Below are 16231 nucleotides of genomic sequence, written 5' to 3'. Positions count from 1 at the left end.
ACGTATTGCCATGCCTGTTGGTGATGTCATGTCGCCGATGCCTGCTCATTGATCACTGACCAACCCCAGCGGCTTGCATGCCGCCTGATTCGTCGAGGAACCGCAATGGAAATGGATTCCCTTATGACCTACCTGCAGACCACCGGTACCAGCTTTGCTGTCGATCTGGTGGCGGCACTCGCCATCTTTGTGATCGGCCGTTGGGTGATTTCGCTGGTACACCGCCTAAGCACCAAGGCCATGGAGCGGGCCAAGGTCGAGCCACTGTTGGTCAAGTTTCTTGGCAACATCCTGAGAACCCTGTTGCTGATCGTGGTGGTCCTTGCCGCTATCAGTCAGCTTGGCATCCAGACCACCTCGCTGATCGCGGTGCTGGGCGCGGCCGGTCTGGCCGTCGGTCTGGCGCTGCAGGGCTCGCTTGCCAACTTCGCCGCCGGGGTACTGGTGATCATCTTCCGGCCTTATAAGATCGGCGATTACGTCGAGGCCGGCGGCGTGGCCGGCACCATCGATGACGTGCAGATCTTTACCACCGAGCTCAAGACCGGCGACAACCGCAAGATCATCGTGCCCAACGGTCAGATGATGAGTGGCGCGATTACCAATTACTCGTCTCACGACACGCGCCGGGTCGATCTGGTGGCAAGTGTCGGCTATGACGCCGATATCGATGTCGTGCGCCGGGTGCTGGAAGAGGTGGTGGCCAATGATGCCCGGGTACTGGCGTCGCCTGCGCCCAATATCCGCATGAGCGCGATGCTGGACTCCAGCGTCAACTGGATCGTGCGGCCCTGGGTCAAGGCCAGTGATTACTGGGACGTTTACTGGGAGATGACCGAGGAGATCAAGCGGCGATTCGATGCCGAGGGCATCAGCATTCCCTTCCCGCAGCGGGACGTGCACGTTTATCACCATGATGAGCAAAAGGATGAGCAGGGCGGTCTCTGAGGCCCGCGTTGTCGCTCCGTCTTTGGCGGGTTGACGACGATTGCCCTGATAACGGTAATAGCAACGGCAATGGCAAGCGTCTGACCATTCTTTTTACACTAAAAGGCCGCCGAGGGTGCTCGGCGGCCTTTTAGTGTTGGTGCTGCAACATGCGATGACCGTCAGGTGCTATGAACAGGTGCTATGAAGCGGCCAGCGCCTCGAAAACGCGTGCGACCGCTTCGGCGCCGGGGTCGACTACACCGCTTAGAGCGCTTTCCGGGACATAGGCCGAACGTCCGGCATTGGCCTGGGTCAGGGCTGCTGTGGCCTCTGCCCCATTCCGGGCCGCTTGCGCCGCCTGTTGGAGCGATTCGCCACGCTGCAGGGCCTCAATGGCCGGCACCAGTGCATCGATCATGGTGCGGTCACCGGGCTTGGCGCCGCCATAGGCCTGCATCTTCTCGACACCAGCGGCAAGGGCTGTGCCGAGATCGCCGCGCTGATCCAATGCGGCGCCGGCGGCGGTGAACAGGATCGACAGCAGCACGCCGCTGGAGCCGCCCATGTCGCGAGACAGAAGCTGTCCGATGCCGGCAAACAGTGACGGCAGCGCCCGCGTATTGAGTCGCCTTGCCTCGAGTGCCGCGGCAATGGCGTCGGCGCCACTGCGCATGCTGGCGCCAGCATCGCCATCACCACTCTTGGCATCCAGAGCGTCCAGATCCTCGCGTGCTTGGCGCAGGGTGTCGATCACGCGCTTAAGCGAGGCGATAACCCTGTCGTCCTGAGGGGCATTGTCGCTCAGCGAATCTCGCTCCTGACGGCTATCCGGCGTGAAATACTCGGGAGGGGCGACAGTCTTCAGCCCCGGCCAGGCAGGTGCCTGGGTCGGTGCGGTCAGCGCGGTCACGAAGGCCTCTTGTGCCGAGAGCAGGGTGACGGAAAAACCATGCATGTCCAGCGACGTCATCAGCGGTGCCGGTCCGATCAAGTGAGTGATCTGCTCGATACCCAACTGACGTAACAGGCTATCGGCCAACACCCCGAGTTCCTGAGTCGAGCAACTGCCCAGGTCGTTGAGCATGACGATCCACGGCCCGGATAGTTGGCGTCCTGTAAGCTGCTGGCGTAGGGGATCCAGCACCAGGCGCATGGCGTCGTCGGCGCTCTGAGGGGCGACTTCACGGGTGCCGGTCTCATTGTGGATGCCCAGGCCCAGTTCCGGAGAGCGCGCCGCCGGATCGTGGCCCGGCTGAGCCGCCGGTCGCAGCGCCATGCCCATCGAGCCCATGTGAGCGCACAGCGATTCGGCCTGGGCGCGAATCTCGTCGAGTGGGACCTTCCGGCTTGCCAGGTAGCCCGCTAGCTTGTGGACCAGCAGGGTGCCGGCAATGCCGCGCGGCTGGGGTGCCCCGTCGATCGCAACATCGTCGCCCACTATGACCATGGCGACATCCAGCCCCTCGCCACGGGCGCGTTCGGCGGCGAGGCCAAAGTTCAGGCGGTCGCCGGTGTAGTTCTTGACCACGAGTAGGCAGCCGGCATCACCGCAGACCTCACGGATCGCCGCGAGCACCGCCTCGACGCTGGGGGAAGCGAACAGGCTGCCGGAAATGACGCCGGTCAGCATGCCTTCGCCGACAAAGCCTGCGTGGGCGGGTTCGTGGCCGGCACCCCCTCCGGAGAGCACCGCGACCTGCGCTCGGCCCTGTTGCTGTCTGTCCCATTCCTTCCGGACCAGGATGCGCAGACCGCTTTCCGGCTCGGCCATGCGCAGTGGGGCCGTCGTTGCGACACCGCCGAGTATTTCATCGACGACGTTTTCCGGCGCATTGTAGAAACGATCCATGTCTTACCCCCCCGGCCTTGCTTTAAAGGCGTGATCGCATATTCAAGATGTCATCTCATGCTCAGGCTGTCTGTTCCCACCAGTGGCGTCAATGCAGCTTCATCTTGGGCTTGAGGAAGCGGTTGAGGCCGTCGACGACCACCGTCATGCCGGTCTTCACGGTGCCGTGGATGGCGAGTTGGTGCATGCGATACAGCGAGGCATAGAAGACCTTGGCCAGGCGCCCTTCGATAAACAGCGAGCGAGCTGAGGCACCACGCATCAGCGAACCCACGGCGTCGAAGTGGGCAAGCGAGATCAGCGAGCCGCGGTCATGGAAGGTGAAGTCCTTGAGCGGTTTGCCATTGAGAGTGGCGACCAGGTTATGGAAGAGCGTGCCTGCCTGCTGGTGAGCGGCCTGAGCCCTTGGTGGCACTGTCTTGCCATCTTCCTGAGGGCAGCTGGCGCAATCGCCAAAGGCGAAGATATGTGGATCATCGACGCTCTGCAGGGTTCGTTCGACCTTGAGCTGATGGTTGCGTTGAGTCGACAGTCCCAGCTCGGAGAGAAAAGCCGGCGCCTTGATGCCTGCTGCCCAGACGTTGAGATCGGTCTCTATGCGAGTGCCGTCGGCGGTCATGAAGCCTTCTTCATCGGCACAGGTCACCTTGGTATCCACGTGCAGATTGACGCCCAGGTTTTCGAGCTCCTTGTGCACCGCTTGGCTGATGCGCTCGGGCAGGGCCGGCAGAATGCGCGGGGCCGCCTCGATCAGGTGAACCTCTAGCTGCGTGCTCTCAAGGGAAGTAAAGCCATAGCTGTTGAGCATCTTCGAGGCGCCATACAGCTCGGCTGCCAGCTCCACGCCGGTGGCGCCGGCCCCGACGATACCCACCGCCAGTTTGGGATGAATGCGGCGTTCGGGGTCGCTATAGCGCAGGAAGGTATTGAGCATGTCATGGCGGAAGGCTTCCGCCTGATGCGGACTATCGAGGAAGTGGGCATGTTCGGCCACGCCAGGCGTGCCGAAATCGTTGGATACGCTACCCAGGGCCATGACCAGGTAATCGTAGTCAAGCTCACGGGAAGGCAGTACCACCGTCTCGCCGTCGTCATCGATAATCGGCGCCAGGGTCAGTTTCTTGGCGTCGCGATCCAGATCGCTCAGGGTGCCGCGTTGAAAGCGATAGCCGTGGGCCTTGGAATGGCCTTGGTAGGACACCTCGTCAAGGCCGGAGTCGAGGACCCCGGTGGCCACTTCATGAAGCAGCGGCTTCCAGATATGGGTAGGGTTTCGGTCGACCAGTACGATTTCGGCGCGTTGGCGTTTACCCAGCTTGCGGCCGAGCCGTGTCACGAGTTCGAGCCCGCCGGCGCCACCGCCGACCACCACAATGCGTGGTAGAGACATGAGACACTCCGTTGATGAATGTGAAGGTTGAGAAACGCGAGAATCGCCTGAGTCAGGCAGGGCGTCTCATGAGGGGCGCTGAACGCGGCAATGCGCTAACGTCGATCCCCGAGGGCTCTCCACCTGGTAGCGGCGACGGCTGGTGTCTAGGATATGCCTCTGTTCGACGGATGCCTATGGGCAAAGGTGAGTTTTGATCATGTTTTTTCGTAATATTACATGCATGAAATGGATGTTCATCGGCTATACGTGCAAAACGCATTGATTAGAAAGGACTTTGTTATGCATGACCTGGTTCGCGACATGCGTCTGGTGGCCTTCGATCTCGATGGTACCTTGATCGACTCGGTTCCCGATCTGGCTGCGGCGCTCGATGCCGCCTTGGGGGATCAGGACATGGCCCCGGTCGGCGAGGCGCGGGTGCGAGACTGGGTCGGTAACGGCTCTCGGCGTTTGGTTGAGAGCGCCCTTGGCGATGTGCTCAAGCGCCCGGTCGATGAGGACGAGCTAGAGGCCTGCCATGCACGCTTTCTCGCGCACTACCATGCCTCACCGGTGGCGCTCACTAAGCTGTATCCCGGTGCGCGGGAGGCCATCGATGGCCTAGTTGCCCGGGGCCTGTCACTGGCACTGATCACCAACAAGCCCAAGGCCTTCATCGCGCCGATCCTCGAGCACTTTGATCTGACAGGCTGCTTCGGCCTGTGTTTAGGGGGCGACTCTCTGGACGAAAAGAAGCCCGATCCCGCCCCCTTGCTGCACGCGGCGTCGCATTTTGGAGTATCGCCAGAGGTCTGCCTGATGGTGGGTGATTCGCGTCATGACATCGAAGCGGGCAAGCGCGCGGGCTTTCGAACACTGGCCGTGCCTTACGGCTATAATCACGGCGAATCGGTGACCGCCAGCTGCCCCGATGCCGTAGTTGAATCGCTTTCCGAACTCGTTTAGTGTGATTCGAGCATGGCGGTATAAAACCTGCCGAATCAATAAGATCCTGCTATAACGGATTCCCTCATGACGCTCTACACCCGTCATTTCCTTCAAGATGTTCGTTGCCAGGGCCTCGCGGGCCTGATGCGAGACGTCAAGCGTTGGCGATGGTGATGCCGGCCTAGCGCGTTAACACACTCGCATATCGATCTGTACCTGGCGCGTGAGAGGTGCGTATGCATGCTTCAGTGCAATGCGATAGCCACGCCCCTTGTTATTAGCATAAGCGCCCCCGCTCAAGTGATTCATTCTGAAGGAACTGCCGGGCATGATGACCCCTGAACACTTCGCAGAGCTGGCCGATGCCGGCTATAACCGTATTCCGGTAACCCGTGAGGTCCTCGCCGATCTCGATACCCCACTTTCCACTTATCTGAAGCTGGCCAACGCACCCTGGACCTTTCTGCTCGAGTCGGTGCAGGGCGGAGAGAAGTGGGGGCGCTATTCGATCATCGGACTGCCTAGCCGCGAACGTATCGAAGTACGCGGTTACGACGTGCGTCACCTAAAGGGTGACGAGGTACTGGGCGCAAGTCGGGTCGAGGATCCTCTGGAGTGGATCGAACAGTTCCAGGCGCGCTTCAAGGTGCCTCGACTCGACGATCAGCCGCGCTTCGATGGTGGCCTGGTTGGATATTTTGGCTATGACACCGTGCGCTATGCCGAACCACGTCTTGCCGGCGTCGACAAGCCCGATCCTCTGGGGGTGCCGGATATCCTGCTAATGGTCTGTGATGACCTGGTCGTGTTCGACAATCTCTCCGGCCGCCTGACCCTCTGGACCCATGCCGATCCGGCTGTCGAGGAGGCCTATGGCATGGCCCGTGAGCGCCTCGAACGCCTCGAGATTCAGCTGCGCAGCGCCACCATCACGACGCAGAGCCCTGGCACCGGCAGGCGCGCCGTAGAGGAAGGCCACTTCAACTCTGGCTTCACCGAAGAAGGCTTCAAGGCCGCCGTCGAGAAGATCAAGGAATACGTGCTGGCCGGCGATGTCATGCAATGTGTGCCATCGCAGCGCATGTCGATTCCCTACCAGGCACCGCCACTCGATCTGTATCGGGCGCTGCGTAGCCTTAACCCCTCGCCGTACATGTTTTTCTTCAATCTCGATGATCATCATGTAGTGGGCTCGTCGCCAGAGATTCTGACCCGCCTGGAAGACGGCGAGGTGACCGTGCGCCCGATCGCCGGTACCCGTGTGCGTGGTGCTACCGAGGCTGAGGACCAGGCGCTGGAAGCCGACCTGATGGCCGATCCCAAGGAGATCGCCGAACACCTGATGCTGATCGATCTGGGCCGCAACGACGTGGGTCGGATCAGCGAAACAGGCTCCGTCAAGGTCACGGATCAAATGGCGGTGGAGCGTTATTCCCACGTCATGCATATCGTCTCCAACGTTACCGGCAAGCTGAAGCCGGGGCTGTCGGCGATGGATGTGCTGCGCGCGACCTTCCCGGCGGGCACGCTGTCAGGGGCGCCCAAGATCCGTGCCATGGAGATCATCGACGAGCTGGAGCCGGTCAAGCGTGGCATCTATTCAGGCGCCGTGGGCTATCTCTCCTGGCACGGCAACATGGATACCGCCATCGCCATTCGCACCGCCGTCATCAAGGACGGCCAGCTGCATGTCCAGGCGGGGGCCGGGGTGGTCGCCGATTCGGTGCCCGAGCTCGAGTGGCAGGAGACCCTCAACAAGGGCCGTGCCCTGTTCCGTGCTGTGGCCATGGCCGAGCGGGGGCTGGACAACCTGGAGTAGGACGGAGTTTTCAGGCCGCCAGTTTTGGCGATTAGCGACGCATATCTCGTTTGTGAAACCCCGCCGGTGGCGGGGTTTTGGGTTCATGGAGACAGTCCGCATAAAGATTGCCGTGGCGCACCTTGTCGACCGTGAAACTGGCCAAGTTGCTTTCCCTAGTCGCTTGCGTATGGTTTAAGCTCTCACCGGGCAAAGGTTGGCTCCATGGCTGACATCACTTCGTCACGGCTTCAAGGGTCATATCAGCCTGAGTACATAAGGTGCCGCCGGTCCAGCAGCTTTTATCGAGGCGAAGAGATCACGCTAGGGAGAATCATGAAAAGCCATTCGTCGCCACGCATCACGACAGCTATTCCGGGACTGGAGAAAATCCTTTACGGAGGCTTCCTGCCCGGACGCTCCTACCTGGTGTCAGGTGGGCCCGGTACGGGTAAGACGACGCTGGGTCTGCATTTCCTTTCCGCCAAACCGGAGGGAGAGCAGGCCTTGCTGGTTAGTCTCGGCGAGGCAGACCGCAATATTCGCAATGATGCGGCGAGCATTGGCATGGCGCTCGAGGGAGTGGTCACCATCGATCTCTCGCCCACCGCGCAAACCGGTGGACAATCGGCTTATAGCCTTCTTGAACCCTGGGAAGCGGAACCACCCGACATCCGCTCTCGTATTGAAGAGGCGTTTCCGGAAGGCCCTCCGCGTCGCGTTTTCATCGATGCACTCAGTCAGTTTCGCCACCTGGTGCCGGATACCTTTCAGTTCCGCAAGCAGGTGATGGCGCTGCTGGAGTATCTGACGCATGCCGGCTCGACCCTGCTGTTCACCTCGGAGCGCGGCTCTCAGGCAGACGAAGACCTGCAGTATCTCGGTGATGGCATCTTGCAGCTTGACCGCACGGAGTCCGGTCGATCGCTTTCTGTCGTCAAGTTTCGCGGTTCCGGCTTCGCCGAGGGCCGGCATACCGTTCGCTTGAGCGATCATGGCATGAGTATCTTCGAGCGCCTGGTACCGGGGGAGCACGGCCAACCCTTCGTTGCCGAGTCGATTCCCTCTGGGGTGGCCGAACTGGATGCTCTCTCTGGAGGTGGCATCGGGCGAGGCACGGTCACGATCATTTCTGGCCCCACCGGCGTAGGCAAGACCTCGCTCGGTGTGCAGTTCATGCGCGAGGCGGCAAGCCGCGGAGAGCGTTCGGTCATCTTCAGCTTCGAGGAAAGCCTGGCGACGATTCGTCACCGCTGTGAGCATGTCGGCATACCGCTGGGAAAGATGATGCGCGACGACTCACTCGCGGTGGAGTCGGTCGAGCCGCTGCGCTATACACCGGATGAATTTGCCTGGCGTGTTCGCCGTGAAGTCGAGGAACGGGGAGCCACGATGGTCATGATCGACAGCCTCTCGGGATATCGGCAGTCGGTGCGAGGCGAAGACGTGGTCACCCATGCCCATGCTCTGTGCCGCTACTTGGCCAATATGGGCGTGACCGTGCTGCTCATCAACGAGGTCGGGTCGATTGCTGGCGGGGAAATGCGTGTAAGCGAACTCGGCATCAGCTACCTGGCCGATGCCGTGCTGATACTGCGCTATATCGAATTCGATGGCGAAATACGCAAGACCATTGGCATGTTGAAGAAACGCACGGGGGACTTCGAGAAGACGCTTCGTGAGTTCGATATTACCGCAGACGGGCTTAAGGTGGGTAAGCCCTTGGCCGGTCTGCGCGGTATCCTGCGGGGCGACCCAGAGATGAGCGCTAGCGGAGTTTTTCGAGGGCCGGCGGATAATGGAAGATAGCGCACTGCAAAGCCAGCCGTGGCGAGTCGAAATCGCCCTTCAGTCCAGCGCGGACCGCGATCTTCTGATTCAGACCCTCGGCGGAGATGAGGGTCTGGAGCCTGTCGGGCTCGAGCGTGGAAGATCATTCAGCGGCGATGCGGATCTTCTCATCCTTGACCCCTCGACACTGCAGCACCAGCGCAAGCATGTCGCCCAATTACGTGCCGATGCCCATCCGGTGATATTGCCAGTGCTCTTGCTGGCACCGGCGCAACGCGGATCGCCTGGCGCAATCAAGCAAGAGCTTGGACAAGCCGTAGAGGATGTGCTGCGCCTGCCGACGACAGGTCCGGAAATTCTCGCACGAATCCGCAATTTGTTGCGCCTGCGAGACTTGTCTCACCGCCAGTCCCGGGAACATGACCTTACACGCCAGGCCCTCGCTGGGGTGAGTCGTGCCTTGAAGACGCTGCATGCATGCAATGAGGTAATGCTGCGGGAATCGGATGAGCGCGGCTTAGTCAGTGCCGTTTGCCAGATGATCACCCAGTCGGAGGGGTATGACCTAGCTTGGGTCGGCTTCGTTCAAGAGGGGACCACGGCCATCGCTATTTCCGAGGTATCGGGCCCGGCGGCAGGCTATGCCGACAATCTTGAAGTGCGCTGGGAAGACAGCCCACGAGGTAGTGCCGCCGTCAGTGCGGCACTTTCCAGTGGCCACCCTCAGGTCATCCCTGACTTGATCATGGACCGGCGCATGGCGCCCTGGTGGCCTCAGATCGAGGCCTGGGGGTTGAGAAGTGCCATCTTGTTGCCGCTACGGACCCAGTCAGCGCCGACTGGCATTTTGGTCGTGTATTCCCGGAACTTGAGCGACTTTGAAGACGAGGTGCATGAGCTTCTTGAGCGCCTGTCAGACAACCTTGCCTTCGGGTTGGATAAGCTGCGGATGCGACGTGAGCGTGAGCGTCAAGGGCAGGAAATACGACGCCTCGCCTACAACGACACCCTGACCTCCTTGCCGAACCGGCGCTCTCTCATGCACTTGCTCAAACGGGTTGCCGCCGATGACGGGCGTGATCGCATTGCGGCGGTGCTGTTCATCGATCTCAATGATTTCAAACTGATCAACGACGCCCTCGGCCATGCGGCAGGCGATGAAGTGCTCAAGCATGTGGCACAACGCATTCAGCATACGCTGCGGCAGGGTGACTTGGTGGGCCGACAGGGAGGCGATGAATTCATCGTCGTCATGGTCGATGATCCGCATCAGCCATCGCTTGAGGAGAATGATGGTATCGAGCGCCTTTCTCGAGGCGCCGAGGCCTTGGCCGGCAGGATTCATGAGGCCCTGCAACGGCCGTTCGATATTCAGGGATACCGGCATCATCTTGGTGCTAGCATCGGCGTCAGCCTGTTTCCCTACTATGGCTCCGAGGTAGAGACCGTGGTCGAGCAGGCCGACATGGCGATGTACCAGGCCAAGTCGTCCGGGTTGCCGCTGGTGTTCTACTCCGACGACCTGGGAAGCGAACGTCAGAAACGCTTGACCCTGGAGGCTGAGCTCTATGATGCGTTAGAGGCCAACCAGTTCCTCCTCCATTACCAGCCGATCTGGGAGATCGCCGGTGGCAACATCGTGGGAGTCGAGGCGCTGATCCGGTGGAAAAAGCCCGACGGACAGATGGTCTCTCCGGGGACTTTTATTCCTTTGGCCGAAGAGATTGGGTTGATCGACTCCATTGGAGACTGGGTTCTGATCACAGCGGCGCGGCAGATAGCTGACTGGCGCCGGGACGGAGTCGATATCTGGATGGGGGTCAACTTATCGGTTAGCCAGTTGCAGGGCAAGAAGGCAGCGATGCATATTCGCGACATGGTGATGGCGGAAGGCACGGAACCAGGCTGGTGGTCGCTGGAGCTGACCGAGGATACCCTGATGCATGCGCCGAATGAGGTGTCCGAGGCGATGCACTGGCTAAGCGAGGCGGGATTTCGTCTGTCATTGGATGACTTTGGCCAGGGGTATTCATCATTGGCACGTTTACAGTCGATGCCGTTGGATACCCTCAAGATCGACAAGATGTTTATTGATCGCTTGGAAGAAGAGGGCGCTGGCGGGCGCATTGTCAGCGCGATCACGGAGCTTGGGCGGCACCTGTCGTTGAAAACGGTGGCGGAAGGGATCGAAACCGAGGCACAGAACAAGCAGCTTGGCGCTATCGGCTGTCATTTTGGCCAGGGGTTTCTGCTGAGCGCCGCACGTCCGGCCGAGGACATTCCCGGCCTGGTCCGGCAGGGCATGCCGGCTCCGTGCCTATCGTGAGGTGCTAGGCCGATGTTGCGCCTTGACAGGGGCGCCGCCTGCCCAGCACTATTGCCCTATGAAATCACCAGATCACACACATCCGAACCAGCAGTGGTGGCAGTCCTAAACAAGGGGCGGCACGCTGACGTTTTGGAGAAAATGCCGCCGTCAGGGCGGCATTTTTGTGTCTGCTGGTTCCCTGCACGGCGGATATGAGCACTTGCTTCAACCTGAGTAAGAATCTGGGTAACGCAGGCTGATAGCCACACTGATGACGAGTAGAAACAGGATCTTATAGCCATGTCCGTGCTGATGATCGATAACTACGACAGCTTCACCTACAACGTGGTGCAGTATCTTGCCGAGTTGGGGGCGAAGGTCGATACCCATCGTAACGACGCTATTACGATCGAAGAGATCGAAGCTATGGCGCCGAGCCATATCGTGATTTCACCGGGGCCCTGCACGCCCAGTGAAGCCGGTATTTCGCTTGAGGTGATTCGCCATTTCGCCGGGCGGGTACCCATCCTCGGCGTTTGCCTGGGTCACCAGGCCATCGGTCAAGTATTCGGCGGCCAGGTGGTGCGCGCCCCCCAGGTAATGCATGGCAAGACCTCCAGGGTGCGTCATCTGAATACCGGCGTGTTTACTGGCCTCGAGAACCCTCTGGAGGTGACGCGCTATCATTCGCTGGTAGTGGATGCGAACAGCGTGCCGGACTGCCTCGAGGTTACTGCCTGGGTCGATGACGGCGATGTCACCCCGGGGCTGATCATGGGGCTGCGGCACAAGGAACTGGATATCGAGGGCGTGCAGTTCCATCCCGAATCGATTCTCACCCGGCAGGGCCACGAGTTGCTGGCCACTTTTCTGCAACGTGGTTGAACGTTGATCGCCACACCACGACATGGATCGCAAGGAGAGACAAGATGCAGATGCGAGAGGCGATCGACGCCGTGATGCGCGGCCAGAGCCTGAGCTATGAACAGACCCACAGCGTGATGCATGCCATCATGACCGGCGAGGCAACCGACGCTCAGATCGGCGGTTTCCTGGTGGGGCTTGCCGTGAAGGGCGAGACCGTCGAAGAAATCAGCGCCGCTGCTCAGGTGATGCGTGAGCTGATGATTCCGGTGACGGTGCATGGCGAGAATATCGTCGATATCGTCGGTACCGGCGGAGACGGCGCCAATCTGTTCAACGTCTCGACGGCGTCGAGCTTCGTGGTCGCGGCGGCTGGAGCGCACGTCGCCAAGCACGGCAATCGCGGTGTGTCCTCCTCATCGGGCAGTGCCGACCTGTTCAGCGTCGCCGGGATCAATCTCGACCTGGCCGCCGATCAGGTGGCGCGCTGTATCGATCAGGTCGGGGTCGGCTTCATGTTTGCCCCCCATCACCACACGGCCATGCGCTATGCGGTGGGACCGCGTCGGGAGATGGGCGTGCGTACCCTGTTCAATATCCTGGGACCGCTGACTAACCCGGCCAGCGCGCCGAATCAGCTGCTGGGCGTCTATTCGGCGAAGCTGCTGCCGTTGATGGCCGAGGTGCTCAAGCGACTGGGCAGCGAACACGTGCTGGTGGTTCACGCCGAAGACGGTCTCGACGAGATTTCGCTTGCGGCCCCGACGCATGTGGCCGAGCTCAAGAATGGCGAAATCACCGAGTACACCATCACTCCCGAAGATTTCGGTATCCAGCGTCAGTCACTTAACTCGCTCAAGGTGTCGACCGCCGAAGAGAGCCTGGCGCTGGTCAAGCAGTCGCTGGTGGGCGAGGGGCCGGCGGCGGATATCGTCGCCCTGAATGCCGGGGCAGCGCTGTATGCCTCCGGTGTGGCCGATACGCTCAAGGAAGGTGTCCTGATGGCACAGGACTCACAGGCCTCGAAGCTGCCTGCGGAGAAACTCAAGGAGCTCGCCGATTTCACCCGAGTCTTTGCCGTCTGACTGCGGCCTTTGGGTACGGTTCTTGAATATGGCCTTTGGAAACCTAGGAACGTCTGCTATGACCCAAGCGCAAGATATGCATGCTCAAGGCTGTGCGTCTCAAGATGGCCTGCCGACTATCCTGGCCCGCATCTTGGCGCGTAAGGACGAGGAGGTCGCCGAGCGCCGGCGGGCCGTCAGCGAGGATGAACTTCACGATCTGGCCGCTCGCCAGGCGCCGCCGCGTGGCTTCGTTGCCGCCCTGGAAGCGCGTATCGCGGTCGGAGATCCGGCGGTGATCGCCGAGGTCAAGAAGGCTTCACCTTCAAAGGGCGTCATGCGTGAGGACTTTCGTCCCGCCGATATCGCCCGCTCTTATGAGCGTGGTGGCGCAGCCTGCCTGTCGGTACTCACCGATGCCGACTTCTTCCAGGGCCACGAGGATTACTTGGCCGAAGCGCAGGAGGCCTGTGGCTTGCCGGTGATCCGCAAGGACTTCATCACCCACGGCTACCAGGTCGTCGAGGCCCGGGCCATCGGTGCCGACTGCATTCTGCTGATTGTCGCGGCGCTGGATGACGCCCGCTTGAAGATGCTGCATGACCAGGCCGTGGCGCTGGGCATGGATGTGCTGGTGGAAGTGCACGATGCCGATGAACTGGAGCGAGCGCTGGCGCTGGATCTGACCCTGGTCGGCATCAACAACCGCGACCTGCACACCTTCGAGACCCGCCTTGAAACCACCTTCGAGTTGCTCGAGCGAATTCCCAAGGGCGTGACGGTCATCACCGAGTCCGGTATCCATGGTCGCGATGATGTCGCGCGGATGCGCGAGCGTGGCGTGCATGGCTTCCTGGTCGGTGAGGCCTTCATGCGCGTGGAGGACCCCGGCGCCGGGCTGCAGGCGATGTTCTACTGAGTGACCCAGTGGCACTTCTAGCTTCATGGCGCCTGTCCAGCGGGGATCAGGGGTTCAGGTAGACAGTGTCCGCACGAAACAAAAGGGCTGCCATTTGGCAGCCCTTTTGTTTCGTGCGGCGGGGAGTAACCGACGCTGCCTCAAGCGACGGGGCGGCGGCGTTCGGTACGCTGCGCTTCCATGACCTCGCTGCCGGTTTCGGCATAGGTCAGCCCGATCAGGGTTTCACCGCTGCGCGGCACGAAGCTTTCCTCGGCGGTGGCGATACGGATGCGTCCCCCGGGAGTGAAGGCAAACAGCGGCAGGAGTCGATCCCGGTGTCTGGTGCGGTAGTCCTCGATCTTCATGGTGGTGGAGATCGGCATGCACTGAATGGCCGCGCCGCGGGCGATCAGGCTCGACAGGCGAGCAAAGGTCACGTCTTCACCGAAGGCTACTGGCAAATGGCCCAGTGCCTGGTCGTGGCGGGGCTGCGGCTTCTTGCCGGCCTTGACGGCCAGCCGGTAGACCTTGCCTTCGCCGACCTGGGGTTCGAAGTGCAGGGCCGCCAGGTTGTTGAGTTCGCGATAGGGAGACAGCGGCAGCAAGTGGCCGATGCCGGTCAGCTCCAGGTGCTGGGCAGCATGCTCGGAAAGCGGGTCGCCATAGTAGACCGGCAGCCCCACGGCTCGAGCCTCCTGGACGGCATCCCAGCTGTTGTCGGTGAGCAATACCTTGAAGCCGTTCTCCTGCAGTGTGCTGGCCACTGCCCGGGCCACGGGGTTGGCGCCGATGATCAGGAAGCCACGCGGCGTGGGGCGGCTCAGGTTCAGCAGGCCGGCCAGTGGGCGAGCCATCAGGCTCTGCATGACCACTGTGCTGATGATCACCAGGAAGGTCACCGGCACCAGAAGTTCGGCGCCAGGCATGTTCATGCTCGTCAGGCGCAGTGAGAACAGCGAGGCGACGGCGGCGGCCACGATCCCGCGAGGCGAGATGAAGGCCAGTAGTGTCTTCTCGCGCCAGTCGAGTCCACTGCCCAGGGTGCATAGCCAGACCGTCAGTGGGCGTGCCACCGCCACCAGGACGGCCAGAAAGGCCCAGGCCGGCCAAGTCAGCAACGACAGCTGGTCGGTGGTGAGGCGTGCCGCGAGCAGGATGAATAGCCCCGAGATCAGCAGAATCGAGAGGGTCTCTTTGAACTCGATGATCGGCTGTGTCGGCACGCCACGCATGTTGGCCAGCCACACCCCCATCACGGTGACGGTCAGCAGCCCCGACTCGTGGAAGAGGGTGTTGGAAATCGAGTACAGCGTCAGCATCATCATCAGGGTGCCGAAGCTGTGAAGCTTGCGGGGCAGCCAGTTGTGACGAAGCACCAGGCCCCACAGATAGCCACCGGTGATGCCCAGGCCGAAGCCGATCAGCGCCGTCTTGCCGAACAGCAGAAGCGTATGCGCGGCGGCGTTGCCGGCATCGACCGAGCCCCCTAGTGCCACGAACTCGTAGACCAGGACCGCCCCGATGGCGCCCACCGGATCAATCAGGATGCCTTCCCAGCGTAGAATCTGGGTCAGGTTCTCCTTGGCGCGAAGCGTCTGCAGCAGCGGTAGCACCACGGTGGGCCCGGTGACCACCAGCAGCGCGCCGAGCACGCTCGCCATCTGCCAGGACAGGTCCAGCAGCAGGTAGGCGGCCCCGGTGCCGATCAGCCCGGTTATCAGCACGCCCCAGGTCACCAGCCGTCGTACGGTGCGGCCATGGCCGCCCAGTTCGCGAAAGCTAAGGGTCAGCGCACCCTCGAAGAGGATCACCGCCACTGCCAGTGAGACCAGCGGAAAGAGTAGCTCGCCGAGCAGGGCGTCCGGGGCGAGTACGCCGGTGACGGGGCCCGCGGCAATGCCGGCGACCAGCAGCGTGAGGATGGCCGGTAACCGTAGCTGCCAGGCGATCCATTGGCAGATCAGGGCCAGCAGGCCGATTCCCGCCAGTTGGAGGGCTGCATGCTCCATGAGGATGCTCCGGTGAGTGTCAGAAAGCCGCGAAGCCTATCTTCGCAGCAAGTCACATGCAAACACTAAACGGTGTCGATGTGTTCCCGATGACACCGAAGCTGTCGGCGCGCTTAGTGGCCGGCCATGATGCCCGGCATGACGCGGCTCCTGCGTCGATGTATGCAGCGACCAAGGATAGGACGAAAAAGGATAAGTGTCGGAGAATGCCTATCCTGCCGCCCGGCCTTGTGCGACCGGGCGTATTGCAGGGCAGCACCATCCGGTCAGGCGCCGCGCAGCGTCTCCAGCAGCCCCTGCAGGGGGTGAGGCAATGACGCGTCGGAGAGTCGCTTGGCCTGGCTGCGGCAGGAATAGCCGGTGGCCAACAGGCGGCCGGTGTTGGCGGGGTCTTCCA

The 16231-nt window shown here is 61.4% G+C and carries 11 protein-coding genes; 8 read left to right on the top strand and 3 right to left on the bottom strand.

The annotated features are described in order from the left end of the window. The first annotated feature begins 111 nt into the window (after positions 1-111). Entirely contained in the window at positions 112-948 is an 837-nt protein-coding gene (locus HUS66_RS11305) for a mechanosensitive ion channel family protein (RefSeq protein ID WP_425340086.1), read from the top strand. Between the two features lie 181 nt (positions 949-1129). Here the strand turns inward: HUS66_RS11305 and HUS66_RS11300 are convergent, their stop codons facing one another. Then, positions 1130-2779 (bottom strand): dihydroxyacetone kinase subunit DhaK, encoded by a 1650-nt coding sequence (locus HUS66_RS11300; protein ID WP_175071018.1) that lies wholly within the window; start codon positions 2777-2779, stop codon positions 1130-1132. 88 nt (positions 2780-2867) lie between these two features. After that, on the bottom strand, positions 2868-4169 hold the full coding sequence (locus HUS66_RS11295) for an NAD(P)/FAD-dependent oxidoreductase (RefSeq protein WP_175071017.1): 1302 nt from the start codon (positions 4167-4169) through the stop codon (positions 2868-2870). Between the two features lie 282 nt (positions 4170-4451). Between HUS66_RS11295 and HUS66_RS11290 the strand changes: the two genes are divergently transcribed. From HUS66_RS11290 to trpC, 7 genes are all read left to right on the top strand, one after another. After that, complete coding sequence (locus tag HUS66_RS11290; protein ID WP_175071016.1) at positions 4452-5117, top strand: phosphoglycolate phosphatase; 666 nt, start codon at positions 4452-4454, stop codon at positions 5115-5117. A 313-nt stretch (positions 5118-5430) separates the two neighbouring features. Further along, complete coding sequence (gene trpE / locus HUS66_RS11285) at positions 5431-6918, top strand: anthranilate synthase component I (protein WP_175071136.1); 1488 nt, start codon at positions 5431-5433, stop codon at positions 6916-6918. A gap of 315 nt (positions 6919-7233) precedes the next feature. Then, complete coding sequence (locus tag HUS66_RS11280) at positions 7234-8706, top strand: ATPase domain-containing protein (protein ID WP_175071015.1); 1473 nt, start codon at positions 7234-7236, stop codon at positions 8704-8706. Further along, positions 8696-11014: a putative bifunctional diguanylate cyclase/phosphodiesterase gene (locus tag HUS66_RS11275; protein WP_175071014.1), complete on the top strand. Its 2319-nt coding sequence runs from the start codon at positions 8696-8698 to the stop codon at positions 11012-11014. Before HUS66_RS11280 ends, HUS66_RS11275 begins: the two co-directional genes overlap by 11 nt. A gap of 282 nt (positions 11015-11296) precedes the next feature. Further along, a complete protein-coding gene (locus HUS66_RS11270) occupies positions 11297-11881 on the top strand; it encodes an anthranilate synthase component II (RefSeq protein ID WP_175071013.1) in 585 nt (194 codons plus the stop codon). A 44-nt stretch (positions 11882-11925) separates the two neighbouring features. Next, positions 11926-12945 (top strand): anthranilate phosphoribosyltransferase, encoded by a 1020-nt coding sequence (gene trpD, locus HUS66_RS11265; RefSeq protein ID WP_175071012.1) that lies wholly within the window; start codon positions 11926-11928, stop codon positions 12943-12945. 58 nt (positions 12946-13003) lie between these two features. After that, positions 13004-13843 (top strand): indole-3-glycerol phosphate synthase TrpC, encoded by an 840-nt coding sequence (gene trpC / locus HUS66_RS11260; RefSeq protein WP_254628802.1) that lies wholly within the window; start codon positions 13004-13006, stop codon positions 13841-13843. A gap of 140 nt (positions 13844-13983) precedes the next feature. Here trpC and HUS66_RS11255 read toward each other — a convergent pair whose 3' ends face one another. After that, complete coding sequence (locus HUS66_RS11255; RefSeq protein ID WP_175071011.1) at positions 13984-15834, bottom strand: cation:proton antiporter; 1851 nt, start codon at positions 15832-15834, stop codon at positions 13984-13986. Between the last annotated feature and the right edge of the window lie 397 nt (positions 15835-16231).

It is taken from the genome of Onishia taeanensis, from assembly GCF_013349955.1.
Classification (GTDB): Bacteria; Pseudomonadota; Gammaproteobacteria; order Pseudomonadales; family Halomonadaceae; genus Onishia; species Onishia taeanensis_B.
This window is presented reverse-complemented; position numbering and strand designations above follow the sequence as displayed.